The sequence below is a fragment of the Lentibacillus sp. genome (assembly GCF_035301925.1).
Taxonomy (GTDB): Bacteria; Bacillota; Bacilli; order Bacillales; family Amphibacillaceae; genus Lentibacillus.
The window spans coordinates 39,597-54,997 of sequence record NZ_DATGTI010000108.1 but is presented as its reverse complement, the minus strand read 5'-3'; the positions used below and the strand labels follow the sequence as shown (position 1 = coordinate 54,997).

The window sequence follows — 15,401 nt, the reverse complement described above, 5'->3', positions numbered from 1 at the left end:
GGTCACCCCACCTAAGTGAAGTGACCTGTTTCAACATCATTTACTCTGTTACCATTTGTAATTCTACCGGAATGAACTCATCTAAAGATTCATCATTGACCACTGATCCAACAGCATCAATGGCATTTTCCCCGATTAATTCAGGCTGCTGGGCGATCGTGGCATCCATTGTCCCTTCTTCAACGGCTGCGACAGCATCATCTGTTGCATCAAAGCCGACAACAAGGACATCTTCCAGCATACTATTTGATTGGAGGGCTTCCACTGCACCAAGCGCCATTTCATCGTTATGCGCAAATACCGCGTCAATATTGTCGGTGCTTTGGATGATGTTTTCCATAACAGTCAACCCTTCAGAGCGGTTAAAGTTTGCCGATTGCTGCGCGACGACTTCCAAATCACCCATGTCATCAACAATATTATGGAACCCTTCTCCCCGTTCATTTGTTGCCGATGCACCCGGTACACCTTGCAATTCGACTACACTGCCGCTTTCACCAAGCTGTTCGGCGATATATTCACCGGCAATTTCACCACCTGCTACGTTATCAGAAGCGATATGGGTAACAACTTCGCCTCCTTCAGTGCTGCGGTCAACGGTGATAACAGGGACATCCTGTGTGTTGGCGGATTCAATTGCCGTGACAACTGCTTCTGAATCGACAGGATTTACAAGCAGCACATCAATTTCCTGCTGCAGCAAGTCCTCAATGTCGCTTAATTGTGAAGAAGCATCATCCTGAGCATCCGTTACGACAATTTCATAGCCGGCTTCTTCTGCTGCGGCTTCTGCACCATCACGCAGGGTTACAAAAAACGGGTTATTTAAAGTGGATATGGAAAGCCCGACTTTCACGGAATCATCGGAGTCTCCTTCAGAAGAAGAACCCTCCCCGTTGTCTGAACCTGGGCTCTCTGTTGAACAAGCACTGACAACCAACAGCAATACTGCCAAAATAGCTACTTCCTTCAACCATTTAGCCATTAAAAATTCCTCCTTAAAATAATTATTTAGATTTTCTATCCAATAATACGGCAAGCAGAATAACGCCGCCTTTAACAATTTGCTGATAGAAAGACGAGACATTCATCAGGTTCAGACCATTGTCAATAACGCCGATAATCAGAGCACCGATCAATGTTCCAGTAATCCGTCCGCGTCCTCCCATAAGACTTGTCCCGCCAATAACAACTGCTGCAATGGCATCCAGTTCAAACATTTCCCCGGCAGTGGGCTGTGCAGAATTCAGCCGGCTTGTCAAAATAATACCGGCGAGGACTGATAACATCCCGGTCAGGGAGTATACACCTATTTTGACCCGGTCTGCTTTAATACCTGATAATATTGAAGCTTCCTCATTCCCGCCAACAGCATACACCTGGCGTCCAAACACAGTTTTCCTGAGTACAAAATAGAGAATGAGAAATACAGCGAGCATCAGAATAACAGGGAACGGGATGCCGAACACATAGCCGCGGCCGATCATTTCAAATGCAAAGCTGTCAGATAGTCCTGTAATTGGACGGCCATCTGTATAAACAAGTGTCGCGCCTCGGTAAATCGTCATGGTGGCAAGGGTTGCAATAAATGGTGCCACTTTTCCTTTCGTGATAATCAGACCGTTAACGGCCCCTAACCCTAATCCGATCAGAAGTCCAAGTAAGATTGCCAAAACCGGATCCATACCGCCTGCCAAAAGTCCTGCTGTTAACGCACTTCCCAATGCCAGCAGGGAACCGACGGACAAGTCAATACCTGCCGTCAAAATAACAAACGTCATTCCAAAGGCAATCAGGGCATTCACGGATATTTGCCGCAGCAAATTAAATATATTATCCAATGTGAAAAAGCTATCACTCATAAAACCAAGAAAAATCACCATCATAATAAGTCCAATTAATGGGCCCAATTTGGAAAAATCTTTAAGAAGGTTATCCTTCCATTTCAATCTGCTCACCCCCTGCAGCTGCTGTCATAATTTTTTCCTGATCTGCTTCATGACGATCAAATAGTTTCGCAATTTTTCCTTCATGAATAACCATGATCCGGTCACTGACACCCAATATTTCCGGAAGTTCTGAGGATACCATGATGATGGCCACCCCGCTTTTGGTCAATTCATTCATGATCGTATAAATTTCTTTCTTGGCGCCAACGTCAACACCACGTGTCGGTTCATCCAGAATAAGCAGCTTCGGTTCGATGCCGAGCCATTTGGCAATGACCACTTTTTGCTGGTTGCCGCCGCTTAAGGTTTTTGTTTCCTGATCTGCACCAGTTGCCTTAACGTTCAGGCGGTTCATCAATTCAGTAATCAGTTGATGTTCTTTTTTAGCCAATATGACACCGTTACTGGAAATGGATGTCATATTCGTTATCGAAATATTATCCCCGATGGAAAAGTCAGTGAGCAGCCCTTTTGATTTTCGGTCTTCGGTAATAAAACCAATACCTGCTTTTATCGCATCTGACGGATGTTTAATGGCTAATTCCTGACCGTTCAGATGTATACTTCCGTACTGTTTCCCGGAATAACCGAAAATCGTTTCCATAATTTCCGATCGCCCGGCCCCCATCAATCCGGCAACGCCCAGGATCTCGCCTTCCCTGACCGAAAAACTGATATCATCAAACAACCCTTTTCTCGCCAGATGTTTCACTTCAAAGACCACATTACCGGCCGTATGATGACGCTCCGGAAACCGATCGCCCAGTTCACGTCCGACCATCATTTTGACAATTTTATCAAAATCGACATCAAAAATTTTCTCGGTCCCGATATATTCTCCATCACGTAAAACTGTAATACGGTCACAAATCCTGAAAATCTCTTCCATCCGGTGTGAAATGTAGATAACGGCGACACCTTGCTTCCGTAATGACTCAACAACTTTAAAAAGACTTTCAATTTCACGGTCTGTCAGGGCGGCAGTCGGCTCGTCCATCACAATCAGTTCGGCATTCGTTGATGTCGCCCTGGCAATTTCAATCATTTGCTGCTTTCCGACCGATAAATTGCCGGCAACTTCATCCGGATCGATGTTCGATACCCCTAACTTTTGCAAGTTCGCTTCGCATTGTTTCTTCATTTCTTTTGTATTCAGAATTCCGGTTTTGCCATACGTGATATTTTTACCGAGAAACATGTTTTCGGTAACAGTAAGATGCGGAATGATATTCAATTCCTGGTGGATAACCATGATTCCTTCCTCTTCCGCCTGTTTCGGGTGGGAAAAGTGGACTTCTTTTCCGTTAAGCCTGATAACACCATCATCACGTTTATGAATCCCGGTCAGGATTTTGATTAACGTCGATTTTCCGGCGCCGTTTTCGCCGACCAAAGCATGAATCTCACCTTTATTGATTGCGAAATTCACGTTTTTTAATACCTGGTTGCCGGAAAAAGACTTGCTGACTCCCTGCATCTCCGCAAAAGGTGTACCTGCCATGATTTCACCTCCCTATATATACTAGAAAATGACGCCTGATTTCAAAATAACATTGGCATATGGCGATGCTTCTCCGGTACGAATGACTGCTTTCGCATTCCTGATATGACGTTTTAAATCTTCATGTGACATATACATTGTCGGGATTTCTGCATAATCTGTTTTTAGCTGATTGTGCAGAGACAAATTTGATGTTTTGATTTCTTCGGCCAGTGTCATTTCTTCAATCGCCATATCTTCTGCAACTGCTTCGAGCACCGACAGAAAATCCGGTGTACCTAACTTTAATGACAGATCAATCGTTACTGTTTCATCCGGAATAGGCAGTCCGCAATCCGCAATGATGAGCGTATCGGTATGTCCCATTCGAGCTAGTACCGAAGCAATATCACGGTTTAAAATTCCTGCTTTCTTCATTCAGACATGTTCCTTTCCCGTAAAAAATTCTGAACGTCCTGTTTAGTCGGCATTCCAATCTGTGCACCAATTTTTGTAACCGACAAGGCTGCTGCCGCATTTGCCGTGGTGACCGCATCCGAAAGTTTAGCATCACCAGCAAGTTCTGCAGCCAGTGCACCATTAAATGTATCTCCTGCGCCGGTTGTATCTGTTACGTGAACATGGTGCCCGCCGATATTCCGTTCCGTTCCATTTTCAACAAATGATACGCCTTTATCACCTCGGGTAACAATCAGCTTTCTCTGGATTGATTTAAATAACTTATCTTCTTTCATGGATGCCAGTTCTATTTCATTTGGTGTTAAATAGCGGGTGCTTTTCAGAACATTTTCCGGAAGCGGCTGAAACGGTGCAGGATTCAAAATAACCGGAACACCATTCGTTTCAGCAAACTCCGCTGTTGACACATTCGTCTCCATCGGTACTTCGAGCTGGAGAAGCACCATGTCACTGTTTTTAATTAAATCGCTATGTTTCATGACCAATTCAGGTGTTACGCGATTATTGGCTCCCGAAGCCACAATGATGCGGTTATCATTTTCCGATAAAATGATTGTAGCTGTTCCAGTGGCTTCATCTGAAATGGTTTCAACACCGTCTATCCCAATGCCTTCACTTATGAGATTTTGGCGAAGTGTTTGGCCAAACGAATCGTCACCGACAGCACCGATAAAATTCACATTGGCTCCCATTCGTGCAGCCGCCACAGCCTGATTCGCTCCTTTGCCGCCGGGATTCGTGAAAAATGTATCACCGAGAACTGTCTCGCCCTGCTGCGGCATTTTATCGGTTTTTACCGTCAAATCCATATTTATACTGCCAACAATACACACATTTGGTTTACTGCTCATATGTTTCCGCCTTTCTTAACGTCGATTGGCGTTCAATCAATTGAACGTTGAATTCTTCTGTCACAACACCTGAATCAGATGTCCCGATTTGGTTAATCAGTATTTCCGCAGCACTTTTACCTATCTCATAAATGGGCTGAGCCATCGTCGTTAACGCCGGTGTAACTGTTTCGCCCATGGTAATCCCATCGAAGCCGATTACCGCCAAATCATCCGGTACCTTTTTGCCTAGTGAAGCAGCGGCATTCAGCACACCTGCCCCCATCAAATCATTTCCGGCAAAAATGCCATCAATCTCCGGATGGCGGGTTAATAGATTCATCGCAGCTTTCCTGGCTGCATCAAAATTATACGCCCCCGACACGACATAACTGCTGTTAAACCAATCTTCATCCTTCACTTCATCCAAATAGCCCCGCATGCGGTATACAGCGTTATCGACATGTTCCGGTCCGGCAATATGAGCAATCCGTGTGCATCCGACCGATTTCAAATATTGTACCGCCTGCCTGCTCCCGCTCCGGTTATTGACAGTTACCGACGACATATCGGGACTGATGATCCGGTCAAGTGCTACGATGGGTACCTGAATATGCTGCAGATGTTCCCCCGTCATTGAGCTGGAAACCATGATAAACCCATCGACTGACTTTTGCTGCAATGCACTCAAATAATCCATTTGTTTATCGTTGTCGTTGTCTGTATTGCAAAGCACAAACGTATAACCATACTGATTCGTAACATCCTCGACAGCACGGGCAAGTTCCGGAAAAAAAGGGTTCGTAATATCCGGCACAAACAGCGCGATCATTTGCGACCGGCCTTTAAACAGACTCCGCGCCACATCATTCGGCAGGTAATTTAATTGTTCGATCGCTTCTTTGACCCGCTTTTTCGTTTCGTCATTGACATAGCCATTGCTGTTAATGACTCTGGAAACCGTTGCCGTCGAAACTTTCGCGAGTTCAGCTACATCACGGATTGTTGCCATATGATAAGCCCTCTCAATTAATTATTTTTTGCAAATGTGTAACGGGTTACATAACAGACAAAAAATTATAGTGAGTTGTGTAACCCGTTACATTTTATAATAAAGCGGTTACATTGAGATGTCAATGGGTATTTTAATGTTTTTTTAATTCCCTTCTCTCAATTCTTCCAGCGTCTTCTTCACACGCTCTTTCTCATACACTGTCCTATCAACGTCAACAAATATGTCGAGCCGAATGCTGCGTTATTCTAAGAAACCTCCTATGCTTTGGAGAGCAGAGCCTACATTCACTTCTACGGCAGGAAAGTTTTATACTTGCCTATTTACCAGGAAGAGCAGCGTCAAAATAGACACTGCTCTTGAGCTATTAATAACTTATCTTATTCACTGGAGAAAGTATTATTTCTGCCTACAGCGCCTTCACCAAACCGCCATCAACCAAGAGCGACTGGCCGGTTACATACGCATTTGCTTCTGAACAAAGGAATACCGCGATCCTGGCAAATTCCTCAGGTTTACCATAACGTCCAAGTGGGATATTATTCTCGGCCTCTTCCCTGACATCTTCAATTGGTAAACCACGTTTTTCTGCCTGTACCGAGTCAAGATGGCTGACGCGATCGGTGCCAATCCGCCCCGGCCCAATCGTGTTAATCAGAATATTATCCGCTGCCAATTCCTGTGACAGACTTTTTGATAAACCGGTAATGCCTGCTCTGAAGGTATTGGACAAGATTAGCCCATCAATCGGTTGCTTAATTGACGACGAGGCGAAATTCAGAATATGTCCTCCGCCTTTTTCTCTCATGCCCGGCAAAACTTCCCGGATGGCACGGATGAAACTCAGCAGATTAAGTTCAAACGTATGCTGCCAGGCATCATCATCTACATCATCAAACGAACCTGCCGGAGGACCGCCGGCATTATTGACAAGCACATCAACCGGACCATGCTTGCTGGCTGCATCAGCGACCAGCTGTCTAACCGAATCAGAAACCTTAATATCACAGACACTGTAGGCTACATTTGGATTACCTGTTTCCTCACGTATTTCTTTTGACGTTTTTTTCAGCGCTTCTTCACTTCGGCTCCCCAGATATACACGTGCCCCCTCAGCGGCAAACTGACAGGCAGTCGCTTTGCCCAGTCCTTTGCTCGAAGCCAGAACAAGAACCGATTTATCCTCCAGACCAAGATCCATTCAAACGCCTCCTTTTGTGAACGTTAAAATCTCATACCCACGATTAATTTGCAATTGATGCTGGCCTTTGGTCCTCATTTTTCTTCATAAAACCTGTTGCCAATATCAATAGTAACGCAGCTAATCCTGCAATATCAGTCAATATTCCCGGATAAATCAATAGCAGCGCACCAGCTATGGCAATTATTCTTAAATACCATTGGATTGGAACCTTGAAGTGTCCCTCTGCTCCAATGGACAATAGGAAGACGCCCATCAATGAAGACGTTGCAATTAAAAGAACATTCCAGATTGTGGCATCAATCATCAGCATTTCATGTGAAAATACAAACATGAACGGCACAATAAACCCGGCAATTGCTAGTTTCATAGCCTGAAAACCCGTACGCATCGGGTCACCGCCGCTGATGCCGGATCCGGCAAACGCCGCAAGCGCCACTGGTGGCGTGATGTTGGCAAAAATACCAAAGTAGAATACAAACATATGTGCAACGAATACTGCGGTTTCACCAGTTCCTGCCAATTCTCTGAAGAGAGGAAGTTGAAGCAATATTGGTGCCGCCATCGTACTTGTAATAATGTACACCGGTATACTAGGCAAGCCCATACCTAAAATAATCGATGCAATCATTGTCAAGAACAAGGTTATCAGCAATTGTACAAGTGAACTATTAATAATTTCCCCGAGTGTTACAATCGTGCTGGCAATTTCCAATGCCACACCTGTGAGAGAAGCAATTCCGACAATTATGCCTACAACCCCACAGGCAATTGCAACCGGAATGGTCGTCCTCACCCCATTTTCCAAAGCACCAACAAATTCTTTGATACTAATTTCCTCTGCCTTAACCCTGGCTTTTTTGCGAATTAAGTTAATAATTAAAGGGACAATTGTAATTAACCCAAGCTCAAGCCAATTATCCTGCAGCCCCGGTATACTGGCGCCAGATAAAATAGCCCGAATTTGCGGTTCAAAAATTAAAAACATGGAAACGGCAGCACTGACTGCAAGCATTCTTCCAGTTCCCGTGATAATAACCGTTGAAATGATTGACCAGAATGCTGCGTAAAAGGGTGTTTTTCCCGAAAATAATAAATACAACAGAATGACCATCGGAATCAATAAATGTCCACGCTTGGTCAGCACTTCCTTAATCGATGGCAGTTCTCCCCGATTCAATCCTTTTAACCCAAGTTTAGAGGCTCTGATATGAACCTGCAATATAATACCGATGTAAAATAACAATGCAGGTATAATCCCCGCTAACATGACCGTCGTGTAAGGTATACCTAAATTTTCAGCCATAATAAATGCTGCTGCACCCATAATCGGCGGCATAATCTGTCCGCCGACACTGGCGGCTGATTCAACTGCACCAGCAAAGTTTTTGTGATAACCGATTTTTTTCATTAATGGGATCGTAAATGCGCCGGTTGTTACAACATTGGCAATCGCCGACCCATTAATTGAACCCAAAAAACCACTGGATAAAACAGCCACTTTTGCTGGGCCACCTTTTGTATGTCCAGCGACAGCCATCGCTAAATCATTAAACATCTGCCCCATACCGGACTTGCTTAAAAAAGCACCGAATAAAATAAATAGAATAATATAACTGGCCGATACGCCAATTGCAGTCCCCAGAATACCTTCCGTGATATAAACCAGATGGGAAATGATGTCTTTTGATACGCTTAGAACGATGGGTGATGTCAATTCAGGATAAATGGACAATTTAACATAAAATCCGTAAATAAGGAATCCCAACGCAAGCAATGTTAGTCCCCATCCTGTAACCCGCCGGGTAATTTCCAGCAGCAGGACCAGTACGATTATTCCAATATACATATCAACTTGATTAATCTGTCCGCCCGATTCAATAATCCGATTGGCAGCAGACAGCATATATAAACCGAGTCCTGTTGCGAGACCCGCTAATATATAATCGTAAAATGGTATCCCGCTCTTTTTTCCTTTTTTGTAAATCGGGTATAATAAAAAACCTAAAAGCATCAGGACATAAAGATGAATACTCCGTTGTTTTATATCTACTAGCGCCCCAGCATATGATGTATATAAATGAAATAACCCGAGACTGACTGCAGCAATGGTTATAAAAATACCAATGCTTTTTGGATAATTTGTCCTGACATTACTTTCACGATCATAGTCTTCTACTTTTACTTTATTTTCCATTGACTCACCTCACAATATGCTTCAAAAACGTGAATAAGATAACGTATAAAGGTGTCTCGCTTACAGTTACCGTATAAGCTTCATCACTCGGCTTTAAATCATAAGTATCATCAGCAAATTGTATTTGATAGTTATTCACTCGATTGGAACGTACTACAAGATCATGGCCAATTTTCCGGTCAATATCTATATGGACCCAGCCATCTTTTAAAACTGCAGGGTGTTCCGATATAGATGGAACACCCGCACCAAACGTTTTGAATTTGGTTGATTCTAAAAATAATGTGTTATCTTGAATCCTAAAATATTCAACCCATTCCTCCTTTTCGACCGAATGTTTCCACTGGACTGAAAAGGAGTGGTCTGTCAGATAAAAAGCATAGATTGGCTGTTCACCGTTCAAAACGGTCAAGGCTTTAACCGGAATAAATGCAACCCCGAATACCATCAGAACAGCAAGCCCGGCTGAAAAGGCAGCCTTATGTTTTCGGAACATCAGTTATTCCAGCATGCCATTCTCTTCATAAAACTTCTCCGCACCCGGGTGTAAAGGCGCCACTAAGTCTTTCGCAATATCATCTCGGGGCAATTCATTCAGTGCACTGACTGAAACCTCGTCACTGCCAAGATAGTCATAATAGCGTTTAGTCAGATCATAAACCAAATCTTCACTTAAATCAGGTGAAACAGCAATCATATTTTGAATACCGACCGTGTTTATTTCCTGATCCAGATTATACATTGCCTCATCTCCGGCAGGAATCGTATACTCCTGATAAAATGGATAAGAATCCATTAACGTTGCTGCAACATCATCCTTAATTTCCACAAACACAATGTCATTTTGTTGCATTAAATCGGTGATATTGCTGTTTGGAACACCTGAAGTAAAAAATGCTGCATCCAGCGTTCCGTTTTTCATCTCCTGTACACTATCTGCATACCCGGTATGTGTTACTTTGGATAAATCATCATATGTGAGGCCAATAGCCTCTAAAACCTTTTGTGCACTCTGTTCAACACCGGATCCTACTTTTCCGACACCGACCCGCTTTCCTTCCAGGTCTTGAATCGTTTCAATTCCACTATCGGCCATTGCGACAACTTGTACGACATTTGGATACATGCCGGCCATTGCCTGAACATCTGTCTGATTACCCTCAAACTGGCCCGTTCCTTCCAGCGCATCATAGGCAACATCACTCATGATGATCGTCATTTGATTTAGTCCATCCTGCATGTTTTGAATATTTGCAACGGAAGCACCGGTTGACTCAACTGTCACATTCCCGACGTGTTCGCTTTCCTCAAAAATTGGTTTCAGGGCACCACCGATCGGATAATATACCCCGGATGTCCCCCCGGTCCCAAAAACAAGTGATTCACCACCGCCATCTCCGCCACCGGAGTCTTCAGTTCTTTCAGCAGAGTCACTGTCGCCACACGCTGCCAGGAAAACAATCATAAGAAATAGACTGATAAAAACAAGGTTTTTCTTCATCATCTTACCCCCACTATCTTAATTTCTTTTATGTTAACGCTTTCAGTTGGGTTTTTGAATATTAAGAACATAATGGACATTTTGGTCTTTTTGGTATATGACCTGATCACTTCAGCAAATAGCGATTAATGGGACGTCCCACTTCCCCATATTGCAAATGGATTTCCGCCTGTTCAACTTTTACCATGTAATCAAGATAGCGCCTGGCAGTAACACGGGCAATTCCGATATGTGAGGCTGCTTCATCCGCTGAAACAGGCGACGTTTGTCCGGCTAAATACCCCTTTACTTGTCTCAGCGTTTGCTGGTTGAGTCCTTTTGGAAGATACACATCATGCTGTTTTTCAGTTTTTTGGGATATCAGGGAGTCCAGTTCCTGCTGTTCCGTCTTGGTTGAACGGGAAAATTGGCGCACAAATGCCTTGTACTTGTTTAAAGCCTGGACTAAACGATCAAATTTGAACGGTTTGATGATATAGTCGATTGCACCATACTGAAGTGCTTTTTTGATCGTGTCTGTATCATCAGCAGCTGAAATGACGAGAATATCAATATTCATCCCGTCACTGCGTAGCTGATATAATGTCTGGATGCCATCTAGTTCAGGCATGAAAATATCAAGGACAACAAGATCAGGGTTTTGCTGTTCAGCAATTTTCAAACCTTCACTTCCGTTACCCGCGGCAGCTATTACCTGAAAGCCTTCCACTTTCCCAATCATCTGTCGGTTAACCTCCTGAACCATTGGATCATCTTCAATTAATAATACCGTGATTTTACCTGATTGCGTCATTGGCAGTCACATCCCCTTTCTGCATGGGCAGCACTATAACCATTTTTGTTCCTGCATTCACTGACGAATGAACGTTTACTTTACCGTCCGCTTTCATCACCGTTTGTTTAATCAAATAAAGCCCAAGACCGGACCCATCCTCTTTTTTAGTTGTATAACCTTTATCAAAAATATGCTGCTGATTGTTTTCGGTTATGCCGGTTCCATTATCTGCTACTTCGATCAGACATCTGTCAGTATCCTGTTTAATCATAATATCGACATGTTTATCGCGGTCTGCAATCCCTTTTAAAGCATGAAACGCATTTTCAATCAGATTACCTAGCATCTTAATAAAATCATGGTCATTGACCATCCTGGGAAATGAATCCATCCTGCTTGATTCATTCAGTGTGACCTTAATTCCAAGCTCACCGCCTTTGCGAATTTTACTGATGATCAGACCGGCAACACTGTAATTTTCGATCCGTTCCAAAATATATTTTGAAAGTTTTTCTTGTTTGTCAGTCATTTGAAAAACATACTCCAATGCTCGTTCGTTTTGATCCAATTGAATGAGACCGGCAATCGTATGCATCTTGTTCATATACTCATGGTTCTGTACGCGCAGTGCGTCAACGAACGCTTTCACCCCAGTCAGTTCCTCAGCCATTTTAGTCACATCGGTCTTATCCTGGAATATGACCATCGTACCGGCAGACTGCCCTTCCACCTTGATTGGAATACGATTGAGCATAATCAAGCGATCACCGATACGGACCGTTTCATTGAATTTCTTTGACTTCTTCTTGAGATGACTGCTGATCTCATGACCGGAAAACATTGCCTCAAGCGGCTCCCCGTGCACTTCTTCGTTAATACCCAATATCTCTTTTGCCTTATCATTAAAGATCACCAGCTTTTCATCCCGGTCAACTGCAATCACACCTTCATACATAGCCTGGAAAACAGCTGTGCGTTCCTCAAGCACACGTGCCATTTCATACGGCTCCATTAAAAATGTCTGTTGCTTGACATGATTCGCCAAAAGATAAGAGCCTGCAATACCAAACGCCAATGTCAATATAGTAATTACAATGACCTCAAACCGGATCGACGACAGGATTCCCAAAAAGGACGGTAGCTCGTTGCCTACAATCACCACACCGATCTGTTCATAATTATCATTCATAATCGGGACAAAAGAACGTACAAACGTCCCTTGTTCACCTTTTGCCTTCGTGACATAGCTGTGCTCGGCTAACGCAGCACCTTCATCTTTACCGGAAGAAAGCGTCCCAAGTTTCTCGTCAAGCGGATGAGAGTACCGAATCCGATTCATATTGAGGACAGTAATGTAATCAACATGATTGACCGCTCGCATCCGCTCAACAGCAGGATTAACGGTTTCCCATCCATCCGGCTGTATCAAGCCTTCCTTCACTTCAGGCAAATTCGCCACAATTCTGCCTGTCATCAGGCCACGCTCACCCAGCTGCTCCTCTTCACCCTGGTATTTATTGCCGATAACAGTTATCCCGCCGATCAGCAATGAAAACAGCACAATACCGAATGATAGAATCATAATTTTAAGGCGTATCGGCAGGTTCTTTAATCCCATTCCAAACCGTCTCCTATTACAGAATTAACAAGAGTCAAAATAATATGATAGAATAATATAACGATATAACCATTATACTGGTGGTGAGTGATTTGCGTAACTTTTTAATAATTCTATCATTAATTGTAGCAGGAATTTCCTCTGCTGTAATGATTGGATTTGATGTTGAAGAAATTGGTTCCGACAACACCTATTATGATGACGAACAGGAAGGACTGGATGAGCAAATCACTATCCGCTTCAGTCATGTCGCAGCAGAAAATACACCAAAAGGAAGAACGGCTTCGAAATTTGCAGCACTCTTGGAAGATAAAACAAATGGCAATGTAAAAGTCCAGATATATCCTAATGCGCTATTATATAATGATGCCAATGAATGGGAAGCTCTCCAAAACGGCAATGTCGAAATGATAGCGCCGGCAACCGCAAAAATTAGTGAACATTATCCGGTATGGCAAATTCTTGACCTGCCATTTGCCTTTCCAAATTACCAGGCTGTAGAAGAGGCCTATGAAGGTGAGATTGGGGAGGCTTTGCTTGAAGGGTTGAATCATGCAAATGTGAAAGGGCTAGATTTGTGGTATAACGGATACAAACAAATGACAAATCAGGAATATGCGATCCGGACACCGGATGATTTCAGCCGGCTTCATTTCCGAACAATGCCCGGGCCGGTGATTCAAGAACAATTTAATCAATTGAATACAAGCACCAGTAAGTTATCTTTCAATAAAACCTACCAAAACCTTGAAGTTAGTTTTGTCGATGGACAAGAGAACACGCTATCAAATATCAACACAAAAAAATTTTATGAACATCAGAAGTATCTCACCATCAGCAATCATGGCTACCTTGGATACGGTGTTTTGATGAACCAAGATTTCTGGGACGGCTTGTCTTCTTCCGTTCAGGAATCGATTAACGCGGCCATGAAAGAGGCGACTGAATGGGGGCGTCGGCATGCCATCGAAATTAACGACCAACATGCCCGCGCCATCAGATCCAATCAGTCACTTGAAATCTATACCCTGTCGGCTGAAGAACGTGCACAATGGGAACATGCACTTCATCCCGTTTATGATAAAGCAGAGCAGACGGTCGGCAGCGATTTAATGAAAGAAATCAAAACAATTAAAGAAAGATATGCCTATTGAACTTTTCCGGCAATCACTTCACCAATCACGAGTGAAGCGGTCGCTGCCGGTGAGGGTGCATTCAACACATGAATCGAACGCATCCCGTTTACGATAAGGAACTCATCAACAAGCCGACCGTCTTTAAGCAAAGCCTGGGCCCGGACACCGGCATCGCCAGGCTGCACATCATCGGTACCGATATCCGGCATCAGCCGCTGCAGATTTCTGACAAACAGCTCCTTATTGAATGATCGGGACATCTCCATCAGCCCGGTTTGCACATTTTCTCCTGCAAACTTCCAAAATCCGGGATAGGAAAAAATCCGACCGGCTTCCTTTAAGGAAAACCCATATTTTTTATAGCCTTCCTTTTTCAAACTCAGGACGGCATTAGGCCCTGCATGCACTTCTCCGTTGATGTGGCGTGTCAGATGCACACCAAGAAAAGGATATTTTGGGTCAGGAACCGGATAAATCAGATTTTTGATCAAATGCCGCTTGTTTTCCGCAATATCATAATATTCACCTTTAAATGGGATAATCTGCAAATCAGTCAATATCCCGGACTGTCTGACAATCTCATCACTGTAGAGCCCTGCACAATTGATTAATCGGCTGGTTCTGAATTCACCTTTGCTTGTTTCTATGACAGCTTCCTCTTTTGTCTCATGTATGTTCAAAACTTTTGTGCCCAGAAATAAATCTGCTCCTTGTTGGTCAAGCAATTCCACTATTTTTTCAGATACCTGCTTAAAATTGACGATTCCTGTCGCCGTTATATAAAGACCGCCGACTGTATTGACGTGCGGCTCATGTTCAAGCACTTCTTCCCTGGTCAACTTATGTATTGTCAGTCCATTTTTGATTCCTTTTTTGTACAGTTCTTCCATGGCGGGAAGTTCTTTTTTGTCCGTTGCCACAATCACTTTCCCGCAAACCTCATGCTGAATCCCGTGTTCCTTGCAAAACCGGACCATCGCATCCCGCCCTTGGACCGCGAGTTTCGCTTTTAAACTGCCCGGCTTATAATAAACACCGCTGTGGATGACGCCGCTGTTCCTGCCTGTCTGGTGGCTCGCCCACTCGTTCTCCTTTTCAAGGACGGCAAGCGTCGCATCCGGTTTCTCCTTTTTTAGCGCGAGGGCCGTTGACAAGCCGACAATTCCGCCGCCAATGATGATGTAGTCATACATAGGATGATCTCCTTTCAAAGTTCAGACCT

General features: G+C 43.7%; 14 protein-coding genes. 1 reads left to right on the top strand and 13 read right to left on the bottom strand.

Annotation, left to right across the window (positions count from 1 at the left end):
• Window positions 1–40 precede the first annotated feature (40 nt).
• From VK080_RS09470 to VK080_RS09415, 12 genes are all read right to left on the bottom strand, one after another.
• Window positions 41–985 carry a D-ribose ABC transporter substrate-binding protein gene (locus tag VK080_RS09470; RefSeq protein ID WP_324224523.1) on the bottom strand — a complete coding sequence of 315 codons (945 nt, stop codon included), beginning with the start codon at window positions 983–985 and terminating at the stop codon, window positions 41–43.
• A gap of 22 nt (window positions 986–1,007) precedes the next feature.
• The gene (locus VK080_RS09465) at window positions 1,008–1,886 is read right to left on the bottom strand and encodes an ABC transporter permease subunit (RefSeq protein WP_324224525.1); all 879 of its coding nucleotides are present in this window, start codon (window positions 1,884–1,886) and stop codon (window positions 1,008–1,010) included.
• A 46-nt stretch (window positions 1,887–1,932) separates the two neighbouring features.
• Window positions 1,933–3,450: a sugar ABC transporter ATP-binding protein gene (locus VK080_RS09460; RefSeq protein WP_324224522.1), complete on the bottom strand. Its 1,518-nt coding sequence runs from the start codon at window positions 3,448–3,450 to the stop codon at window positions 1,933–1,935.
• A 21-nt stretch (window positions 3,451–3,471) separates the two neighbouring features.
• Window positions 3,472–3,867 (bottom strand): D-ribose pyranase, encoded by a 396-nt coding sequence (gene rbsD, locus VK080_RS09455; protein ID WP_324224521.1) that lies wholly within the window; start codon window positions 3,865–3,867, stop codon window positions 3,472–3,474.
• Window positions 3,864–4,760 (bottom strand): ribokinase, encoded by an 897-nt coding sequence (gene rbsK, locus VK080_RS09450; protein ID WP_324224520.1) that lies wholly within the window; start codon window positions 4,758–4,760, stop codon window positions 3,864–3,866. The genes rbsD and rbsK overlap by 4 nt, the downstream gene beginning before the upstream one ends.
• On the bottom strand, window positions 4,750–5,751 hold the full coding sequence (locus VK080_RS09445) for a LacI family DNA-binding transcriptional regulator (RefSeq protein WP_324224519.1): 1,002 nt from the start codon (window positions 5,749–5,751) through the stop codon (window positions 4,750–4,752). The genes rbsK and VK080_RS09445 overlap by 11 nt, the downstream gene beginning before the upstream one ends.
• 409 nt (window positions 5,752–6,160) lie before the next feature.
• Entirely contained in the window at window positions 6,161–6,952 is a 792-nt protein-coding gene (locus tag VK080_RS09440; RefSeq protein WP_324224518.1) for an SDR family oxidoreductase, read from the bottom strand.
• Window positions 6,953–6,995: 43 nt separating this feature from the next.
• A complete protein-coding gene (locus VK080_RS09435) occupies window positions 6,996–9,149 on the bottom strand; it encodes a TRAP transporter permease (RefSeq protein WP_324224517.1) in 2,154 nt (717 codons plus the stop codon).
• 4 nt (window positions 9,150–9,153) lie between these two features.
• Complete coding sequence (locus VK080_RS09430) at window positions 9,154–9,645, bottom strand: DUF1850 domain-containing protein (RefSeq protein ID WP_324224516.1); 492 nt, start codon at window positions 9,643–9,645, stop codon at window positions 9,154–9,156.
• Between the two features lie 3 nt (window positions 9,646–9,648).
• Window positions 9,649–10,653: a TAXI family TRAP transporter solute-binding subunit gene (locus VK080_RS09425; protein ID WP_324224515.1), complete on the bottom strand. Its 1,005-nt coding sequence runs from the start codon at window positions 10,651–10,653 to the stop codon at window positions 9,649–9,651.
• A gap of 103 nt (window positions 10,654–10,756) precedes the next feature.
• Window positions 10,757–11,443 carry a response regulator gene (locus VK080_RS09420; protein WP_324224514.1) on the bottom strand — a complete coding sequence of 229 codons (687 nt, stop codon included), beginning with the start codon at window positions 11,441–11,443 and terminating at the stop codon, window positions 10,757–10,759.
• On the bottom strand, window positions 11,427–13,043 hold the full coding sequence (locus tag VK080_RS09415; RefSeq protein WP_324224513.1) for a sensor histidine kinase: 1,617 nt from the start codon (window positions 13,041–13,043) through the stop codon (window positions 11,427–11,429). Before VK080_RS09415 ends, VK080_RS09420 begins: the two co-directional genes overlap by 17 nt.
• A 92-nt stretch (window positions 13,044–13,135) precedes the next feature.
• Between VK080_RS09415 and VK080_RS09410 the strand changes: the two genes are divergently transcribed.
• The gene (locus VK080_RS09410) at window positions 13,136–14,197 is read left to right on the top strand and encodes a DctP family TRAP transporter solute-binding subunit (RefSeq protein ID WP_324224512.1); all 1,062 of its coding nucleotides are present in this window, start codon (window positions 13,136–13,138) and stop codon (window positions 14,195–14,197) included.
• Here VK080_RS09410 and lhgO read toward each other — a convergent pair.
• Entirely contained in the window at window positions 14,191–15,372 is a 1,182-nt protein-coding gene (gene lhgO / locus VK080_RS09405) for an L-2-hydroxyglutarate oxidase (protein ID WP_324224511.1), read from the bottom strand. The two genes, VK080_RS09410 and lhgO, sit on opposite strands and share 7 nt — an antisense overlap.
• Window positions 15,373–15,401: the final 29 nt, after the last annotated feature.